Here is a 17,396-nt window from a genome sequence, read left to right as displayed (position 1 = left end):
GCGCGCCACGCTACGCCAGGCCGGCTCAGGCCTCGACGATCATGCGGCTGCGCATCTCGAGATGCAGCGCGTGGCAGAAGTGGGTGCAATAGCACCAGAACACGCCGGGCTTGTCGGCGACGAAGGTCACCGACGCCGTCTCCTGCGGATTGACGATGAAGTTGATGTTGTACTTCGGGATGGCGAAGCCGTGGGTCAGGTCCTCGATCTTGTCGAGGTTGGTCAGGATCAGCGTGACCTCGTCGCCCCGTTTCAGCTGGATCTCGCGCAGGCTGAATACCGGCGCCTGCGAGGTGAGCTTCACCGTCACCTTGCGGCCGTTGCGGAACACGCCCGATTGCTGCGCATCCTTGATTGCCAGCGGGAAATCGTCGAGCGCGTAGACCTGCTTGGGCCGCAGCAGCTCGCGCCGGAAGATGATGAAATCGTGCGGCTCGCTGTGCACGGGGTGGTCCGCCAGCAGCACCATCTTGTCGCCGGAGATGTCGATCAGCTGTTCGTTCTCGGCATGCAGCGGACCCACCGGCAGGAAGCGGTCCTTGGAGAACTTGCAGCCCACCGCCAGCAATTTGCCGTCGGCGGCGATGGTCTCGGATTGCGAGGCATTGAGGTGGCCGGGCTGGTATTGCACGTCGAGCCGGTCGACCACGTATTTGGCGCTCTTGTCGCCCCGGTGGAAGCGGATCGCCGCGTCGATGTTCCACTTGACCACCTGGCTGTCCAGAAACAGCGTGGTGTAGGCATTGCCGCGGCCGTCGAAGGCGGTATGCAGCGGCCCCAGGCCCAATTCAACTTCCGCGACGATGGCATCGTCCAGCCTGGCCAGCTTGCCGTCGAACCAGTCGAGCACCCTGGCCAGTTCGATCACCGTGCCGGTCGGCGACAGCTTGCCGGCGCAGATGAAGTACTTCTGGTCGGGGCTGGCGTTGACGCCGTGCGGGTTCTTGGGCACCGAGACATAGGCGGTCAGTGCCGTGGCCGGGTCCTGGTTGGCGGCATGCGTGCCGTCGACCACCGGCACCCTGGAATCGCCGATGGTCCTGAACTTGCCGGCCTTCACCGCTTCTTCGATGCGAGCAATGTTGAAGAACAGGCAGGCATCGCGCTCGGCCGACATCATGTCCTCGAAGCGCACGCCCATTTCCACGTTGTACTGGTTGGTCGCGGCCAGCTTGCCGTCGTACGAGGTCGCCACCAGGTCGCAGTTGCCATCGATCAGCACCTGCCAGCGCACCGCCATCGATTCGGCGTCGACGCAGGTGAACAGCGAGCGGTACTTGCTGCCGTCCTCGGTCGGCGTATTGGGCAGCGGCACGCCGAATTCGGCGCCGCAGAACACGCGCGTGGTGTAGTTGATGCTGGCGTCGACGGGATCGCGCTTGTCCGGGAAGATGCCGTGGAAGCCCTGCACGTTGGGCAGCTCGGTGATCTTGTCGCAGATGAAGTAGTCGAGCCGGATGCGCGCCAGCCGGGCATTGATCTTGTCGTTGATCCAGGCATAGCGGCCGTCGTAGTTGCCGTCCTTGTACGAGGCATGCACGTGATGGGTATCGCCGACCGTGTACTGCACGCTGCCGTCGGCGCGCGTGCCCATCACGCGCTTCGACTCATTGGTGATCCCCCACCCCGTCAGCGCGTCCGGCACGAAGCATGGAATGCGGTGCAGCTCGCGCCCGGACGGCAAGCCCAGCACGCGCATGTCGCCGGCATGGCCGCCGCTCCACAGCCCGTAATAGGTGTCCAGTTCGCCGGGCTTCAGGTGCACCGTGGTAGCGGTGTTGCCGGCATGGCCGGCGTGGGCACCGGTGCCGCTGGCCGGCGTGGTCGCGACCGGCGCGCCGCCGTTGTCGGTGCACGCCGCCACACCGGCTAGGCCGGCGAGCGCCGCGGTATTGATGAAGCGCCGCCGTCCGGGCGCTGCCGGTGCATCGTGGAGTGGCAGGGGATGCTGCGTATGCCTGGTCATCTTCGTTCCTCGAACCGTCATGGCAAAGGCGGAGTCCGCTCCGCCGGCTTGCTGCTTGATTTGACTTGTAGTGGCTTGCTGCTGCCGGCTACAGATGGTCGAAGCAGTTGGCGCGATCGAGGTTGATGATCGTCATGGTTCTCTTGAATATTCATTATCGATGCATGTTTTTCTCCGACGGCGCGGACAGAATGTCGGCACGGCAAGGCTCACCGCCGCTTTCGCGATCGATACCACCTCGTCATGCGCTTCAAGACCCTACTGCCAGCACAGCCTTCCCTCCCCCACTTCGACCACGTTGCCCCCATCGACCGCCGGCGCCGCGCCCTCGTCCGCGGCGCCGCGAGCGTGCCGCTGCTCGCCACCGCGATGTTCGTGCGGCCGGCGCTGGCCGATCCCTCTGTCACGCGTGCATCGCGCCGATTGCTGGGCACGCGCGTCGACATCGTCGTGCAGGACAACTGCCACGGCGCGGTGCAGGCCGCCATCGCCGCGGCCTTTGCCGAGATGGCGCGGCTGGAGCAGTTGATGAGCCGCTATCGCCCCGACAGCCAGGTCAACGCGCTGCAGCGCGCGGCGGGCCGCCACCCGGTGCACATGGCGCCGGAAATGATGACTGTGCTGCAGGCCGCCGCGGCGGTTTCGGCACGATCCCGCGGCGCCTTCGATATCACCGTCGGCGCCTTCGCCGGCTGGCGCTTCGGCGCGGATGGCAACCGCTTGCCCGACGCCGCCGAACTGGCGCGCGAGCGCCTGCTGGTGGACTACCGGCAAGTGCGGCTCGACGCCCGGCGCGGCACGGCCATGCTGGCCCGCCCCGGCATGCGGCTGGACCTCGGCGGCATCGCCAAGCTGCCCATCCTCGATGCGGGCATGCAGGTGCTGCGGCGCCACGGGCTGGCCAATGCGATGATCAACGGCGGCGGCGATGTGCTGGCCATGGGCCAGTTGCAGGGGCGCGACTGGCGCATCGGCCTGCGCGATCCGCTCGCGCCGGCGCGGCTGCAAGGCGTGCTGCAGGTGAGCGACGCCGTGGTGGCATCGTCGGGCGACTACGAGCGCTGCTTTGTCGCCGGCGGCCGGCGCTATCACCATGTGCTCGATCCCGCCACCGGCCTGCCGTCGGCCGGGCCGCACGGGGTCACGCTGGTGGCCCCGACCGTGGCCGCGCTCAACGGGCTGGGGGCCGCGCTGATGGTGGCAGGCCAGGCGGCCTGGGCACGGCTGGCCGGCGGCAGCGCCGGCATCGATGGGCTGATCGTGGGCGATGGCGGCCGGTGGATGTCCGCCGGCATGGCGCAAAGGCTGCGGCAAATCTGAGCGCCCGCGCCGCGGACGAAAAAAAAAAGCCGCTTCCAGCGAAGCGGCTTCCTTGCCTGCAGGCGGCCTGGCCGCCGGCGCTTACTTCTTCAGCACCAGGTCGCCCGGCAGCGACTCGATGTAGGCGGCCATGTCCTTCAGTTCCTTGCGCGTGAAACGGGCGCGGCTTGCCGTCCTTGTCGGTGACCGCCGGATTGGCGTTGACCTGGCCGGCCATGATCGCGTTGGAACGGCCCACCAGCGCATTGCCCGACACCTGGTAGGACATCAGCGCGTGATACAGGTAGTCGGCATGCTGGCCGGCCAGCTTGGGGTAGTCGGGCGAGATCGGCTTGTTCATGCCGGCGCCATGGCAGGCCACGCAGTTGCCCTTTTCGACCAGGGTCTTGCCGTTGGCAAGGTCAGCGGCCGAGGCCGCATGGCGGCAGCACCCAGCACGAGTGCGCCGAGCGCGAACGAAAGCGTCTTGAGCGTCTTCATGTGGGTCTCTTACTTGAGGGAATTGTTCTGCGTGCCAGCGTTCTGCTGCGAGTAGTAAGCCGCCACGTTGGCGATGTCCTGCTCGGTCAGCGTCGCGGCGATGCTGCGCATGGTGGGGTGCTTGCGCTCGCCCTTCTGGTAGGCCTTCAGCGCGTTCTCGATGTACTTGGCGCTCTGGCCGCCCAGCAGCGGCACTTCATAGATCTCGGGGAAGGACGCACGGTAGCCCGGAATGCCGTGGCACCCGATGCACATTGCAACCTTGTCCTTGGCAGCGTCTCCATTGCCCTTGACTTCCTGTGCCTGCGCGGCCGTTGCAGCCGCGCCCAGCACCACCATCGTGAGGAGCTTTTTCATTGTCTTTGCGGATTGGAAGTTAAACCGTGTGACCTGCCCTGCCGGGCGGAGACGGTTTCAGAATGCTTCTGCGGGGCAACCAGGGCAGCCAGTCGGTTGGCCGGGGTGCAACCCGCCAGAGATGTCGCATCCGGTCGGTTTGCCGGGGAGTGGAACACCATTCTGGAACCACCTCGCGCAATCGCCGCGACCCGGAAGGGCCGCTGGGACTTCTGAACGCGGACTGCCGGATACTGGAGAACTGGACGTGGGGGCGCGTCAAACCGCCGCATTGTACCGCAGCCGGCACCTGCCAGTCCAGCCAGCGACCGGCGCCGGCGGAACCCTGTCGGCACGCCCCAACACGAACCGCAAAGGTCTTTTATACTGGCCCATCCCGGGAATCCGCACGACCGTTCGCGGACGCTCCGCCAGCGGCACGCGGGCGCCCGCCACGGACCCTGTATTCCATAACGAAAGCGCGCATCACAGCGCGAAGAGACCGCGCCCAGCACGCCAATCCGGCCCTCGCCCGCGAGCGGCCGCCACCTCAGGTTGCCTCATGTCAAACACCGCCAACGCCCAAGCCTCATCCCAGCCGGTCCGCTTCGAAGGCAGCGACCAGTACGTTGCCACCGATGACCTCAAGCTCGCCGTCAATGCCGCGCGCACGCTGCAGCGCCCGCTGCTGATCAAGGGCGAGCCCGGGACCGGCAAGACCATGCTGGCCGAGGAAGTCGCCGCCGCGCTGGGCATGCCGCTGCTGCAATGGCATATCAAGTCGACCACCAAGGCGCAGCAGGGCCTGTACGAGTACGACGCCGTGTCGCGCCTGCGCGATTCGCAGCTAGGCGACGACCGCGTCCACGACATCCGCAATTACATCGTCAAGGGCGTGCTGTGGCAGGCCTTCGAGGCCGATGAGCAAGTCGTGCTGCTGATCGACGAGATCGACAAGGCCGACATCGAATTCCCCAACGACCTGCTGCGCGAACTCGACCGCATGGAGTTCTATGTCTACGAGACCCGCGAGCTGGTCAAGGCGAAACACCGTCCGCTGGTGATCATCACCTCGAACAACGAGAAGGAACTGCCCGACGCCTTCCTGCGCCGCTGCTTCTTCCACTACATCAAGTTCCCCGATGCCGAGACGATGCAGCAGATCGTCGACGTGCACTACCCCGGCATCAAGCGCGAGCTGGTTGCCGCCGCGCTGGAATCGTTCTACGAGATGCGCAACCTGCCGGGGCTGAAGAAGAAGCCATCGACGTCCGAGCTGATCGACTGGCTCAAGCTGCTGATGGCCGAGGACATCCCGCCCGAGGCGCTGAAGAGCCCGGACAAGAAGGCCGCGATCCCGCCGCTGCACGGCGCGCTGCTGAAGAACGAGCAGGACGTGCACCTGTTCGAGCGCCTGGTGTTCATGAACCGCGCCAACCGCTGAGCCACTGCGCGCCATGACTACGTTCGTCAAACCCGTCACGCTGGTGGGGGCCGGCACGTCACGCTGGAGCCGCTGCGCGCCGAGCACGCCGAGGGGCTGCGCGCCGCCTGCGCCGACGGCGAGCTGTGGAAGCTGTGGTACACCAGCGTGCCAGCGCCGGAGCGCATGGAAGCCGAAATCGCGCGGCGGCTAGCGCTGCAGGAACAGGGCTCGATGCTGCCGTTCGCGGTGCGCGACGCGGCCGGCGAGCTGGCCGGCATGACCACCTACATGAATATCGACGCGAACAACCGGCGCGTCGAGATCGGCTCGACCTGGTATGCGCGCCGGGTCCAGCGCACGCCGCTGAACACCGAGTGCAAGCTGATGCTGCTGGGCCATGCCTTCGACCATCTCGACTGCATTGCGGTGGAGTTCCGCACGCACTGGATGAACCAGCAAAGCCGCGCCGCCATCGCCCGCCTGGGCGCCCGGCAGGACGGCGTGCTGCGCAACCACATGCGCATGCCGGACGGCTCCCTGCGTGACACCGTGGTGTTCTCGATCATCGCCAGCGAATGGCCGGCGGTGCGGCAACACCTGCAATTCCAGCTCCAGCGGCCGCGCTGACGCGCCGCGCCGACTGAAAGCGAGGCACCATGCTGATCGATTTCTTCTTCTCGCTGCGCCACGCCAAGCTGCCGGTGTCGGTCAAGGAATACCTGACCATGCTGGAAGCGCTCAAGGCGCAGGTCATCACGCCCTCCATCGACGAGTTCTACTACCTGTCGCGGATGACGCTGGTGAAGGACGAGAAGCACTTCGACAAGTTCGACCAGACCTTCGCCGCCTACTTCAAGGGCGTGGAGAGCCTGGTCGACTGGAAGTCCGACATCCCGCTCGACTGGCTGCAGAAGACGCTCGAGCGCGAGCTGTCGCCAGAGGAAAAGGCGAAGATCGAGGCCATGGGCGGACTCGACAAGCTGATGGAGCGCCTCAAGCAATTGCTCGAGGAGCAGAAGGAAAAGCACGAAGGCGGCAACAAGTGGATCGGCACCGGCGGCACCTCGCCGTTCGGCCACGGCGGCTACAACCCCGAGGGCATCCGCATCGGCGGCCCGTCCAAGGGCAACCGCACCGCGATCAAGGTGTGGGAGGCGCGCAGCTACAAGGACTATGACGACCAGGTCGAACTTGGGACGCGCAATATCAAGGTCGCGCTGCGCCGGCTGCGCCGCTTCGCGCGCGAAGGCGCCGACACCGAGCTGGACCTCGACGACACCATCCACTCCACCGCGGCCAACGCCGGCCTGCTCGACATCAAGCTGCGGCCCGAGCGTCACAACAAGGTCAAGGTGCTGATGCTGATGGACGTGGGCGGCTCGATGGACGACCACATCAAGCGCGTCGAGGAACTGTTCTCGGCCACCAAGACCGAGTTCAAGCACCTCGAGTACTACTACTTCCACAACTGCCTGTTACGACTACGTGTGGAAAAACAACCGCCGCCGCCATGCCGAGAAGCTGGCGACGTGGGACCTGCTAGCACAAGTACACGCCCGACTACAAGATCATCTTCGTCGGCGACGCCACCATGAGCCCGTACGAGATCCTGCAGCCGTGCGGGTCGGTCGAGTACAACAACGCCGAGGCCGGCGCGGTGTGGCTGAACCGCATGACCGAGCAGTTCCCGCACTTCGTCTGGCTCAACCCCGAACCCGAAGGACTGTGGCAGTACCGGCAGTCGATCACGGTGATCAACCAGCTGATGAAGGGACGGATGTACCCGGTCACGCTGGCAGGGCTGGAACAGGCGATGAAGGTGTTGTCGAAGTAAGGACTTGAAACGCGCGCCGCAGCCGACGCCGCGCGCACAGGCTCCCCTCGCCCGCTTGCGGGAGAGGGGTGGGGAGAGGGCCGGAGTACCCACGAAGTAAGGCGTGTCAGCCTTGCACGCGCCTGCCCTCTCCCCCGGCCCCTCTCCCGCGCGCGGGAGAGGGGAGCAAACCACCGGCATGCTGAAACCTCTGACTCACTCAGGCCGCGCCAGGTCCGCCCCCTCCATCACCCAGCCCCCGGAACGTGCGCAGCGCCGGCAGGTGTGCTGCTTCTGCTCCGGATAGCACAGGTAATAGCCCTTCTTGGCCAGCACCTGCGCGGGATGCGCCCACCACCAGCGCGCCGCTGGCCAGTTCTGCCTCGATCAGGCAGCGCGGGATCAGCGCGATGCCCAGTCCCGACAGCGCCGCCTGCGTCAGCAGCGAAAAACTGGTCGAAGCGCGCCCCGCTCCAGGCATCGCGCGGTGTGGCAGGCCGAGCGTGGCGAACCAGTCGGGCCAGGGCTCGGGCACGGTGGTGTGGTGCAGCAGCTTATCCGCGGCCTGCGCCGGCATCTCCCGTTCCGTACGACCGAACGAAAACAACACAGCCCCGCCCGGAGACCCCATGGCTTCCCGCATCGTCCGCGCCGCCTGCCCGCATGACTGCCCCGATACTTGTGCCTTGCTCGTCACCGTCGAGGACGGCCGCGCCGTCAAGGTAGCCGGCGATCCCGACCATCCCGGTACGCAGGGCGTGCTCTGCACCAAGGTGTCGCGCTACACCGAGCGCACCTACCACCCGGACCGCCTGCTGACTCCGATGAAGCGCGTCGGCAAGAAGGGGGAGGGCAAGTTCGCACCGGTCTCGTGGGATGAGGCGCTCGATACCATCGCCACGCGCCTGCAGGCGATCGCCGCACACGATCCGCAGGCGATCGTGCCGTACAGCTATGCCGGCACCATGGGGCTGGTGCAGGGTGAGAGCATGGCCGCGCGCTTCTTCAACAAGCTGGGCGCGTCGCGGCTGGACCGCACCATCTGCGCCAGCGCCGGCGCCACCGCGCTGCGCTACACCTACGGCGCCAGCGTGGGCATGGACATGGAGCACGTGGTCGATGCCAGGCTGGTGATCATCTGGGGCGGCAACCCGATTGCCTCAAACCTGCATTTCTGGACGCGCGCGCAGGAAGCCAAGCGGCGCGGCGCCACGCTGGTGGCGATCGATCCGTACCGCTCGCTCAGCGCCGAGAAGTGCCACCGCCATATTGCGCCGATGCCCGGCACCGACGGCGCGCTGGCGCTGGCGCTGATCCACGTGCTGATCCGCGACGACCTGCTCGACCATGACTACATCGAACGCCACACGGTTGGCTTCGAGGCGCTGCGCGAGCGCGCGCAGGCCTATCCGCCGGCGCGCGCCGCCGAGATCTGCGGCATCCCGGTCGAGGACATCGAATGGCTGGCCGGGCTTTACGGCCAACTGGCGGTGCGCGAGCGCCAGCCGGTGGCGATCCGGCTGAACTACGGCATGCAGCGCGTGCACGGCGGCGGCCAGGCGGTGCGCGCGGTCGCGTGCCTGCCTTCGCTGGTGGGCGCGTGGCGCCATCCGGCGGGCGGGCTGCAGTTGTCGACCTCGGGTTTCTTCCCGATCAACGAAGCCGCGCTGCAGCGCCCGGACTTGCTGCCGGGATGGCCGCAACAGCTGCCGCGCCTGGTCAACATGAGCACCATCGGCGATGCCTTGCTGGCCGAGCCCGCGCCCGGCGCGCCGCGCATCGAGGCGGTGGTGGTGTACAACAGCAATCCGGTGGCGGTGGCGCCGGAATCCGGCAAGGTCGCGGCGGGCTTCGCGCGCGAGGACCTGTTCACGGTGGTGCTGGAGCATTTCCGCACCGACACCGCCGACTACGCCGACATCATCCTGCCCGCGACCACGCAGCTCGAGCACACCGACGTGCACAAGGCCTACGGCCATACCTATTTCCTGGCCAACAACGCCGCCATCGCACCGCTGGGCGAGGCCCTGCCCAACACCGAGATCTTTCGCCGGCTGGCGCAGCGCATGGGCTTTACCGAGTCCTGCTTTGCCGACAGCGACGAGGCCATCGCCGCGCAGGCGATCCTGCCGGACGATGCGCGCGCGGCCGGCATCAGCTGGGATTCGCTGAAAGCGCAGGGCTGGCAGAAGCTGGCGCTGCCGGCGGCGCCGTTCGCCGAGGGCGGCTTTCCCACGCCATCGGGCAAGTGCCAGTTCTATTCCGAGCAGATGGCGCGCGATGGCTTCGACCCGCTGCCCGACTACGTGCCGCAGTACGAAGCGCCGCAGACCGCGCCGGAACTGGCCGCGCGCTATCCGCTGGCGATGATCTCGCCGCCGGCGCGCAATTTCCTCAACAGCTCGTTCGTCAACGTCGACAGCCTGCGCGCCACCGAGGGTGAGCCGCATCTGGACATCCATCCGGCCGACGCCGCCGAGCGCGGCATCGTGCACGGCGCGCTGGTGCGCGCCTTCAATGATCGCGGCAGCATGGTGGCGCGCGCGCGCGTGACCGATCGCGCCCGGCGCGGCCTGGTGGTGGGGCTGTCGATCTGGTGGAAGAAGCTTGCATCCGACGGCAAGAACGCCAATGAGCTGACCAGCCAGCGCCTGACCGACCTGGGCCGCGCGCCGGTGTTCTACGACTGCCTGGTGCAGGTCGAAGCCTGCGCGCAAGGGGCAGTCGAGGCGGCATGACGCGGCCGCGCGGCCGCCGCGGCTGGGCGGCACTCGTGGGGGCGGCGGCGCTGTCGGCCCTGGTGCTGGTGACGGCGGGATGCGAGGCGGTCGGCTACTACGCGCAGTCGATCGGCGGCCATCTCGGTGTGATGGCCCAGGCGCAGCCGCTGACCGATGCGATCGCCAGCGCGCGCGACGCCAACGATGCGCGCCTGGCCCAGCGACTGGCGCTGGCCGGCCGCATGCGCGACTTCGCCTCGCGCGAGCTGAAGCTGCCCGACAACGGCAGCTACCGCCGCTACGCCAACCTGCACCGGCCCTATGTGGTGTGGAGCGTGTTCGCCACGCCGGAGCTGTCGATGGAGCTGCGCAAGTGGTGCTTCCCCATCGTCGGCTGCATCAGCTACCGCGGCTACTACGCCCTATCCGACGCCGAGCAGTACGCGCAAGGCCTGCGCCGCGGCGGGCTCGAGACCTATGTGGCCGGCGTCCCAGCCTATTCGACGCTGGGCTATTTCGATGACCCGCTGCTCAACACCTTCGTCTACCTGCCCGAGGGCGAACTGGCGCGACTGATCTTTCATGAACTGGCGCACCAGGTGGTGTACGTGCGCAACGACACCGCGTTCAACGAGTCCTTCGCCACCGCGGTCGAAGCAGCCGGCGTGGAGCGCTGGCTGGACCAGGATGCCTCGGAGGATGCGCGTACCAGCTATCGCCAGTACGATGCCCGGCGCCAGCAGTTCCGCGCGCTGCTGCTGGGCACGCGCGACCGGCTGGTGGCGCTGTACCAGACCCCGCTCGACGACGCCGCCAAGCGCGAGGGCAAGGCGAAGATCTTTGCCGACCTGCGCGCCGGCTATGCGCGGCTGCGCGCGGAGTGGGGCGGCTACAGCGGCTATGACCGCTGGTTCGACCAGCCGCTGACCAACGCCCACCTGGCCGCGGTGGCGACCTACCAGCAATGGGTGCCGGCCTTTACCGCGCTGCTGGCGCGCTGCGACGGCGACTGGCAGCGCTTCTACGATGAGGCGCGCCGCATCGGCGCGCTGCCCGCCCGTGAGCGCGAGGCTGCATTGCGCCGGCTGGCGCCGCCGGCGACCCGCACCGACACGCTGACCGCGAGCGGCAAGACTGCGGCCAACTAGGCCGCAGGCGGACTGCGGGCGGGTAACCACGGTGCTACGCGCCGCGCGCCCCATGCGAGAATGCCGTCATGTCGATTGCTCCAAGATCCGAACCGCTGGCGCCGCCGCCGGAGCCCCAACCGGCCCGCCCGCATATCGCCGAGCGCCAGGAGGCGCGCCGCCGGCAGATCCTGGATACCGCCGCGCAGCTGTTCTACAGCAAGGGCTACCCCGGCATGACCATGAACGACCTGTGCCGCGCGCTGGGCGTGACCAAGCCGGCGGTCTATTACTACTTCACTGACAAGTACGAGATCTTCGACATCCTGTGCCGCGAGTCGGCCCAGACCTGCCTGCCCGTGATCCGCGAGACCGCGGACCCGGCGCAACCGGTCCAGGATCGCCTGCACGCCTGCCTGCTCGAAATGGCGCGGCGCTGCATCGCTTGCCACGTGCCGGCCACCCTGAGCTTCCGCGACCGGCAGTACCTGCGCCCGGACACCGTGTCCTGGCTCGACAGCATGGCGAGGGACTTCTATCGCGACCTCTATGCGCTGCTGGAGGAAGGCAAGCGCAAGGGCGTGTTCGCCTTTGGCGACGCACGCGTGACCGCGCATGCGATCGGCAGCGTGGTCGGCTTCCTGTACACCTGGCACCAACCCGGGCGCACCGACCCCGAAACCCTGGCGCAGGAACTCGCGGCCAGCATGATGAAGCTGGTGCTGCCCAGCGACGGGTGAGTGCGTCGCGGGCACCTAGGGGTAATCCCGCTGCCTATGTCCGATCGGTGGCGCATAATGCTCGCCAGGGCCGGCCATGATTGGCGAACGACCTTGAGGACTTCGTCTAAGTTGTTGTTTTAACCGGGGCGCACGTTTAGCATCTCGGAAAAATCGAACGACCATTCAGAAATTCAGGAGACGGTGCTATGGAAAGAATCTGGCTGAAACACTACCCGGCCGGCGTGCCTGCCGAGATCGATGCCAGCCAGTTCCGCTCGCTCGCTGCGCTGCTCGAGGCGTCTTTCCACAGCTATGCCGACCGCAAGGCCTTTATCTGCATGGACAAGGCCATCACCTACGGTGAACTGGACCAGCTCTCGACCCACTTTGCCGCGTGGCTGCAGTCGCGCGGGCTGCGTCCCGGCGCGCGCGTGGCGATCATGATGCCCAACGTGCTGCAATACCCGGTGGTGCTGGCCGCGGTGCTGCGCGCGGGGTTCGTGGTGGTCAACGTCAACCCGCTCTACACCCCGCGCGAGCTCGAGCACCAGCTCAAGGACAGCGGTGCCGAAGCCATCGTGATCCTCGAGAACTTTGCCGCGACGCTGCAACAGGTGCTGCCCCGGACCCCGGTCAAGCACGTGGTGGTGGCCAGCATGGGCGACATGCTGGGCGGGCTGAAGGGCGCGATCGTCAATTTCGTCGTGCGCAACGTCAAGAAGATGGTGCCGGCGTGGGAGCTGCCCAACTGCGTTCGCTTCAACAGCGTGCTGGCCGAAGGCCGCAAGCTGACGCTGCAGCCGGCTACCACCGGGCCGGACGACATCGCCTTCCTGCAGTACACCGGCGGCACCACGGGGGTATCGAAAGGCGCGGTGCTGCTGCACCGTAACGTGGTCGCCAACGTGCTGCAGTCCGAGGCGTGGATGCAGCCGGCGCTGAACAAGGGCGCCCATATCGACCAGCCCATCACCATCACGGCGCTGCCGCTGTACCACATCTTCGCGCTGACGGTCTGCTGCCTGCTGGGCATGCGCAGCGGCGGCACCAGCGTGCTGATCCCGAATCCGCGCGACATCCCGGGCTTCATCAAGGAACTGCAGAAGTACAAGTTCAACATGTTCCCGGCGGTCAATACGCTGTACAACGCGCTGCTCAACAACCCGGAGATCGGCAAGGTCGACTTCTCCGGCCTGCGCGTGGCCAACGGCGGCGGCATGGCAGTGCAGGAGGCGGTGGCCAAGCAATGGCTGGCCAAGACCGGCTGCCCCATCATCGAGGGCTACGGCCTGTCCGAGACCTCGCCGTCGGCCACCTGCAACCCGACCGACACCGATGCGTTCTCGGGCACCATCGGCATGCCGCTGCCATCGACCGAAGTCGTGATCCGCGACGACGACGGCAACGACGTGCCGCTGGGCCAGCCCGGCGAGATCTGCATCCGCGGCCCGCAGGTGATGGCTGGCTACTGGAACCGCCCGGACGAGACCGCCAAGGTCATGAGCGCGGACGGCTTCTTCAAGACCGGCGATATCGGCGTGATGGACGAGCGCGGCTATACCAAGATCGTCGACCGCAAGAAGGACATGATCCTGGTGTCGGGCTTCAACGTCTATCCGAACGAAGTCGAAGGCGTGGTGGCGGAGTGCCCGGGCGTGCTGGAAGTGGCAGCGGTCGGCGTGCCGGACACGCACTCGGGCGAGGTGGTCAAGCTGTTCGTGGTGAAGAAGGACCCGGCGCTGACCGAGGCCGATGTGATCGAGTTCTGCAAGGAGCGCCTGACCGGCTACAAGCGGCCCAAGTATGTCGAGTTCCGCACCGAGCTGCCGAAGACCAACGTCGGCAAGATCCTGCGCCGCGAACTGCGCGACAGCCGCGCGACAGCCTGAACCCAATCTTCCCGCCACGGCAAACCACAACGGCCTCCTCGGAGGCCGTTGTGCATTCAGGCGGGGCAGTTCTGGCTCAGCACTCGTTCGACGGCGCCAGGCGCGCCTCCTGGCCGCCGTCGGGGTAGATCACGCGCACGCAGGCGCCCGGCTCCAGCCCCGGCGCAGCCGGTGCGTTGGCCGATACCATCGCGCCGTCCAGCGTGCGCACCTTGTACTGGAACAGGTCCACCTGCTGCACCGGCGCCGGCTTGTTGAACAGCCGGCTCAGGTCGAAGGCGAAGCCCACGCCGACCCCGCCGCCGCCGTGTCCGCCGCTAGCGGCACCCACGCCGACGCTGGTGCCGCCGCCGTAGTAGGAAGGCACCTGAGCCACGTCCAGGCGGGTCAGGAACACTCTTTCGGTGACGCGGCCGAGCTTGATGGTGGCGTTCACCGGGGTGACCTGCGGTGGCGGTGGCGTGCTGCTGCAGGCGGCCAGCACCGGCAGCACGCCGCACAGGGTAAGGATGGCAAGCGGTTTCATGGCGAGATCAGGCCGGATTTGAGCCGGCCAAGCAGTCGGAACAAGGCGCGCCGGTCGGTCTCGGCCAGGCCCGAGAACAGTTGCCCGATCCAGTCCTCATGCGCGCGCGCCATGCGCGAGAACGCGGCGCGCCCGGCCGGCGTCAGGCGGATCAGGTAGGCGCGCCGATCGGTGGGCAGGGCCTCGCGCGAGACCAGCCCTTCCTGCTGCAGCTGGTCGGTGATGCCCGTGACGTTGCCGCCGGTCACCATCATGCGGCGCGACAGCTCGCCCATCTTGAGCCCTTCGGGATGGCGGTCGAGCTGCGCCATCAGGTCGAAGCGGGGCAGGGTGCAGGCGAAGTCCTGGCGCAGCCGCGAGCGGATATCGGCCTCGATCAGGTTGGTGCAGGTCAGCAGCCGCAGCCACAGCCGCAGGGCCTCGTGCTCGGTGTGGTCGGCGCGGGTTTCGAGGTCGACCGGCGCGCTCTCGGCGCCGGCCGCAGGAGACAGGTTTGGCATCTTCGGTGCGGCCTGGAGGTGGCAGGTGTGCGGCAAGCGCCGCCAGGGACCGCCCTGCTGCGGCGGCCGACATTTGATGCCTCAAGTATATGCGCGATATCTACCCGATAAGCGCCGGGGCCGTGCCGGCGATCAATTCAGGCCGATCCGGCGCAAATCAGCGTCAGTCCACCTTGGCGCCCGAATCCTTGACCACCTTGGCCCATTTCGCGGTTTCGGCGCGAATGAAGGCGGCGAACTGCTCTGGCGTGTTGCCGATCGGCTCGGCGCCTTGCGCCTGCAGCCTCTCGCGCACCGCCGGGGCGCCCAGGGCCTTGGCCACTTCCTGCTGGATGCGCTGGATCACGTCGGGCGGCGTGCCCGCTGGCGCCAGTATGCCGAACCAGGAACTGGCCTCGTACTGCGGCAGGCCCGCCGCCTGGGCGATGGTGGGCACGCCTGGCAGCGCCGGCGACGGCCTGGCGCTGGTCACCGCCAGCGCCTTGAGCTTGCCGCTCTTGATCAGCGCCATCGACGACGGCAGGTTGTCGAACATCACTTGCATAGTGCCGCCTGCCAGGTCGGTCAGCGCGGGACCGCTGCCCTTGTACGGGAAGTGCACCATGAAGGTCCGGGTTTGCGTCTTGAACAGCTCGCCGGCGAGGTGGATCGAGGTGCCGTTGCCGCTCGAGGCCATGTTGATCTTGCCGGGGTTGGCGCGTGCATAGGCGATCAGGTCCTTGACGCTGTCGATCTTGTTCTGCTGCGCAAACGCCGGATTGAGCACCAGCACGTTGGGCACCGCCGCCACCTCGGTGATCGGCGCGAAGTCCTTGATCGGGTCGAACGGCAGCTTGCCGTACAGCGACTGGTTGATGCCATGGGTGCCGACCGTGCCCATCAGCAGCGTGTAGCCGTCCGGCGCGGCCTTGGCGACGATGTCGGCGCCGATATTGCCGCCGGCGCCGGGCTTGTTGTCCACCACCACGTTCCAGCCGGGCAGCTTGCCCAGTTCGGCCGCCACCGCGCGCGCCAGGATGTCGGTGGTACCGCCGGCGGCGAAGGGCACCACCAGCCGGATCGGCCTGGCCGGATACGGGTCGGCGGCCAGCGCCGGCTGGCTGGCAAGCGCGCCGAGGCTGGCGGACAGCAGCAGCAGCGCAACGACGCGGCGGCGAGTGGGTTGCATGCTTGGTCTCCTGTTGTGGCCCGCTGGATTGCCCGACGGAGCGATGGTCAGTGCATTCTAGTCGGCACCCGGGGCCGCGCCGATGAGGTGATGCCCTATGGCGGGCGCGGCCCGGCTGTCTCATGAAAAAAGGCACCCGAAGGTGCCTTTGCAGGATCTGCCCGGAGGGCGGATCAGAACTTGTGGCGGATGCCCAGCGCGACGCCGACCATGTTGTCCTTGCCGGTGCCCAGGAAGTAGCCGTTGGCGAAGCTAATGGCCGAGGTGTCGAAGTTGACGCCGGCGTTCTTCGCGTAGGCGGTGGTCAGGTACACGTCGGTGCGCTTGGACAGGTTGTAGTCGGCGACGAACGAGATCTGCCAGGGGTTCTTGATGTTGTTGGTGGTGCCAGTGGCGGCCAGGTTCAGGTTCTTGACGTCGTCGTAGAAGTAGGCGAGCGTCAGGCCCAGCGCCGGGGTGACCTGGTAGTTGGCACCGACCCAGTAGTAGTTGTCCTTCAGGATGGTGTTTTCGTTGGGGGCCTTGTTCATGCCCCAGCGGTAGCCGGCCATCAGCTTGGCCGGGCCGAAGGCGTAGCTGGCGGCGACGGCAGCCTTCTTGAATTCGCCGGTGCCGCCGGCGGCGTTCAGGGTCGGGTTGTACTGGTCGTAGGCCGCCGAAATGCCGAACGGACCGGCCGCCCATGCCAGGCCGGCACCGTAGCCGGTGTCGCGGCGGAACTGGCCCGGGACCTCGCCGCCGCCGGCCACGCCGTTGCCGAACGACCAGTGGGCAATTGCCGTCACCGGACCGAACTTGCCGGTGTACTTGGCGGTATTGTCCGAGCGGAAGTTCAGGCCCAGCTGCGCCACCACCGGCTCATACTGCGTGGCGTACCCGGTCGGCGAGAAGTTGGCCATCATGTCGAACAGCGTGGTGTACTGGCGACCGAAGGTGAAGCGGCCGACCTGGGCGCTCTCCAGGCCGACGTAAGCCTGACGACCGAACAGTCGGCCGCCTTGCTGCGACCGGCCGTCATCGAGACCGAAACCGCTTTCGAGCACGAACAGCGCCTTCATGCCGCTGCCGAGGTCTTCCACGCCGCGCAGACCCCAACGCGAACCGGACAGGCCGCCCGAGGTCAGCCGGAAGGCGTTTTCAGCCGGACCGACTGCCAGGCCGTTGGCGGCCGACGGCGTGACGCTGGACATGTTGCTCACGTACTCGATGTTGGCATCCACCACACCGTAGAGCGTGACGCTCGATTGGGCCTGCGCCGCCCCAGCAAATGCGCCAAGCGCTGCCAGCGCCAGAAGCGATTTCTTCATGCTCGTTGATCTCCACTGTAAGAATTATTGGTGACTGCCCGGGAGAACCTCCTGATGGTCTCCATCCCCCGTGCGTCAAACTTCCTTGGAAGTTGC

At 67.1% G+C, this 17,396-nt stretch carries 13 protein-coding genes and 3 pseudogenes; 8 read left to right on the top strand and 8 right to left on the bottom strand.

Going from position 1 to position 17,396, the window contains the following annotated elements:
- Window positions 1-25 precede the first annotated feature (25 nt).
- Window positions 26-1,966: a TAT-dependent nitrous-oxide reductase gene (gene nosZ, locus ACEI37_RS25085; protein WP_373378599.1), complete on the bottom strand. Its 1,941-nt coding sequence runs from the start codon at window positions 1,964-1,966 to the stop codon at window positions 26-28.
- 369 nt (window positions 1,967-2,335) lie between these two features.
- Here nosZ and ACEI37_RS25080 point away from each other — a divergent pair, with 369 nt between their 5' ends.
- Window positions 2,336-3,286: an FAD:protein FMN transferase gene (locus ACEI37_RS25080; RefSeq protein ID WP_373380270.1), complete on the top strand. Its 951-nt coding sequence runs from the start codon at window positions 2,336-2,338 to the stop codon at window positions 3,284-3,286.
- Window positions 3,287-3,367: 81 nt separating this feature from the next.
- On the opposite strand, the pseudogene ACEI37_RS25075 reads toward ACEI37_RS25080, so the two are convergent.
- Both ACEI37_RS25075 and ACEI37_RS25070 read right to left on the bottom strand, forming a co-directional pair.
- Window positions 3,368-3,766: pseudogene (locus tag ACEI37_RS25075) on the bottom strand (cytochrome c).
- Between the two features lie 9 nt (window positions 3,767-3,775).
- Entirely contained in the window at window positions 3,776-4,123 is a 348-nt protein-coding gene (locus ACEI37_RS25070) for a cytochrome c (protein WP_111519610.1), read from the bottom strand.
- A gap of 541 nt (window positions 4,124-4,664) precedes the next feature.
- On the opposite strand from ACEI37_RS25070, the gene ACEI37_RS25065 reads away from it, so the two are divergent.
- The 3 genes and pseudogenes from ACEI37_RS25065 (at window position 4,665) to ACEI37_RS25055 (ending at window position 7,362) form a co-directional block, all read left to right on the top strand.
- On the top strand, window positions 4,665-5,546 hold the full coding sequence (locus ACEI37_RS25065) for a MoxR family ATPase (protein ID WP_062797882.1): 882 nt from the start codon (window positions 4,665-4,667) through the stop codon (window positions 5,544-5,546).
- A 13-nt stretch (window positions 5,547-5,559) separates the two neighbouring features.
- Window positions 5,560-6,155, top strand: a pseudogene (locus ACEI37_RS25060) (GNAT family N-acetyltransferase).
- Window positions 6,156-6,184: 29 nt separating this feature from the next.
- Window positions 6,185-7,362, top strand: a pseudogene (locus tag ACEI37_RS25055) (VWA domain-containing protein).
- A gap of 199 nt (window positions 7,363-7,561) precedes the next feature.
- On the opposite strand, the gene ACEI37_RS25050 reads toward ACEI37_RS25055, so the two are convergent.
- Window positions 7,562-7,918: a LysR substrate-binding domain-containing protein gene (locus tag ACEI37_RS25050; protein WP_373378598.1), complete on the bottom strand. Its 357-nt coding sequence runs from the start codon at window positions 7,916-7,918 to the stop codon at window positions 7,562-7,564.
- 52 nt (window positions 7,919-7,970) lie between these two features.
- On the opposite strand from ACEI37_RS25050, the gene ACEI37_RS25045 reads away from it, so the two are divergent.
- The 4 genes from ACEI37_RS25045 (at window position 7,971) to ACEI37_RS25030 (ending at window position 13,799) form a co-directional block, all read left to right on the top strand.
- Window positions 7,971-10,079 carry a molybdopterin-dependent oxidoreductase gene (locus ACEI37_RS25045; RefSeq protein WP_373378597.1) on the top strand — a complete coding sequence of 703 codons (2,109 nt, stop codon included), beginning with the start codon at window positions 7,971-7,973 and terminating at the stop codon, window positions 10,077-10,079.
- Window positions 10,076-11,209: an aminopeptidase gene (locus ACEI37_RS25040; RefSeq protein ID WP_373378596.1), complete on the top strand. Its 1,134-nt coding sequence runs from the start codon at window positions 10,076-10,078 to the stop codon at window positions 11,207-11,209. Before ACEI37_RS25045 ends, ACEI37_RS25040 begins: the two co-directional genes overlap by 4 nt.
- 68 nt (window positions 11,210-11,277) lie before the next feature.
- Window positions 11,278-11,928, top strand: coding sequence for a TetR/AcrR family transcriptional regulator (locus ACEI37_RS25035; RefSeq protein WP_373378595.1), 651 nt, complete (start codon window positions 11,278-11,280; stop codon window positions 11,926-11,928).
- Between the two features lie 188 nt (window positions 11,929-12,116).
- Window positions 12,117-13,799 (top strand): long-chain fatty acid--CoA ligase, encoded by a 1,683-nt coding sequence (locus ACEI37_RS25030; RefSeq protein ID WP_373378594.1) that lies wholly within the window; start codon window positions 12,117-12,119, stop codon window positions 13,797-13,799.
- A 76-nt stretch (window positions 13,800-13,875) separates the two neighbouring features.
- On the opposite strand, the gene ACEI37_RS25025 is transcribed toward ACEI37_RS25030, so the two are convergent.
- From ACEI37_RS25025 to ACEI37_RS25010, 4 genes are all read right to left on the bottom strand, one after another.
- Window positions 13,876-14,325, bottom strand: coding sequence for a hypothetical protein (locus ACEI37_RS25025; RefSeq protein WP_373378593.1), 450 nt, complete (start codon window positions 14,323-14,325; stop codon window positions 13,876-13,878).
- The gene (locus ACEI37_RS25020; protein ID WP_062801825.1) at window positions 14,322-14,825 is read right to left on the bottom strand and encodes a MarR family winged helix-turn-helix transcriptional regulator; all 504 of its coding nucleotides are present in this window, start codon (window positions 14,823-14,825) and stop codon (window positions 14,322-14,324) included. Before ACEI37_RS25020 ends, ACEI37_RS25025 begins: the two co-directional genes overlap by 4 nt.
- Before the next feature lie 163 nt (window positions 14,826-14,988).
- A complete protein-coding gene (locus tag ACEI37_RS25015) occupies window positions 14,989-15,993 on the bottom strand; it encodes a Bug family tripartite tricarboxylate transporter substrate binding protein (RefSeq protein ID WP_373378592.1) in 1,005 nt (334 codons plus the stop codon).
- Between the two features lie 173 nt (window positions 15,994-16,166).
- Window positions 16,167-17,300 (bottom strand): porin, encoded by a 1,134-nt coding sequence (locus ACEI37_RS25010; protein ID WP_373378591.1) that lies wholly within the window; start codon window positions 17,298-17,300, stop codon window positions 16,167-16,169.
- Between the last annotated feature and the right edge of the window lie 96 nt (window positions 17,301-17,396).

Origin of the sequence: Cupriavidus nantongensis (assembly GCF_041726985.1) — a bacterium.
Lineage (GTDB): Bacteria > Pseudomonadota > Gammaproteobacteria > Burkholderiales > Burkholderiaceae > Cupriavidus > Cupriavidus nantongensis_A.
This window is presented reverse-complemented; position numbering and strand designations above follow the sequence as displayed.

Bases quoted from the DNA above. Each gene is read 5' to 3' on its own strand.
- ACEI37_RS25035 (WP_373378595.1), top strand. From the start codon at position 11,278: ATGTCGATTGCTCCAAGATCCGAACCGCTGGCGCCGCCGCCGGAGCCC.
- ACEI37_RS25025 (WP_373378593.1), bottom strand. From the start codon at position 14,325: ATGAAACCGCTTGCCATCCTTACCCTGTGCGGCGTGCTGCCGGTGCTG.
- ACEI37_RS25080 (WP_373380270.1), top strand. From the start codon at position 2,336: ATGTTCGTGCGGCCGGCGCTGGCCGATCCCTCTGTCACGCGTGCATCG.
- ACEI37_RS25015 (WP_373378592.1), bottom strand. From the start codon at position 15,993: ATGCAACCCACTCGCCGCCGCGTCGTTGCGCTGCTGCTGCTGTCCGCC.
- ACEI37_RS25065 (WP_062797882.1), top strand. From the start codon at position 4,665: ATGTCAAACACCGCCAACGCCCAAGCCTCATCCCAGCCGGTCCGCTTC.
- ACEI37_RS25040 (WP_373378596.1), top strand. From the start codon at position 10,076: ATGACGCGGCCGCGCGGCCGCCGCGGCTGGGCGGCACTCGTGGGGGCG.
- ACEI37_RS25070 (WP_111519610.1), bottom strand. From the start codon at position 4,123: ATGAAAAAGCTCCTCACGATGGTGGTGCTGGGCGCGGCTGCAACGGCC.
- ACEI37_RS25045 (WP_373378597.1), top strand. From the start codon at position 7,971: ATGGCTTCCCGCATCGTCCGCGCCGCCTGCCCGCATGACTGCCCCGAT.
- ACEI37_RS25020 (WP_062801825.1), bottom strand. From the start codon at position 14,825: ATGCCAAACCTGTCTCCTGCGGCCGGCGCCGAGAGCGCGCCGGTCGAC.
- ACEI37_RS25050 (WP_373378598.1), bottom strand. From the start codon at position 7,918: ATGCCGGCGCAGGCCGCGGATAAGCTGCTGCACCACACCACCGTGCCC.
- ACEI37_RS25030 (WP_373378594.1), top strand. From the start codon at position 12,117: ATGGAAAGAATCTGGCTGAAACACTACCCGGCCGGCGTGCCTGCCGAG.
- ACEI37_RS25010 (WP_373378591.1), bottom strand. From the start codon at position 17,300: ATGAAGAAATCGCTTCTGGCGCTGGCAGCGCTTGGCGCATTTGCTGGG.
- nosZ (WP_373378599.1), bottom strand. From the start codon at position 1,966: ATGACCAGGCATACGCAGCATCCCCTGCCACTCCACGATGCACCGGCA.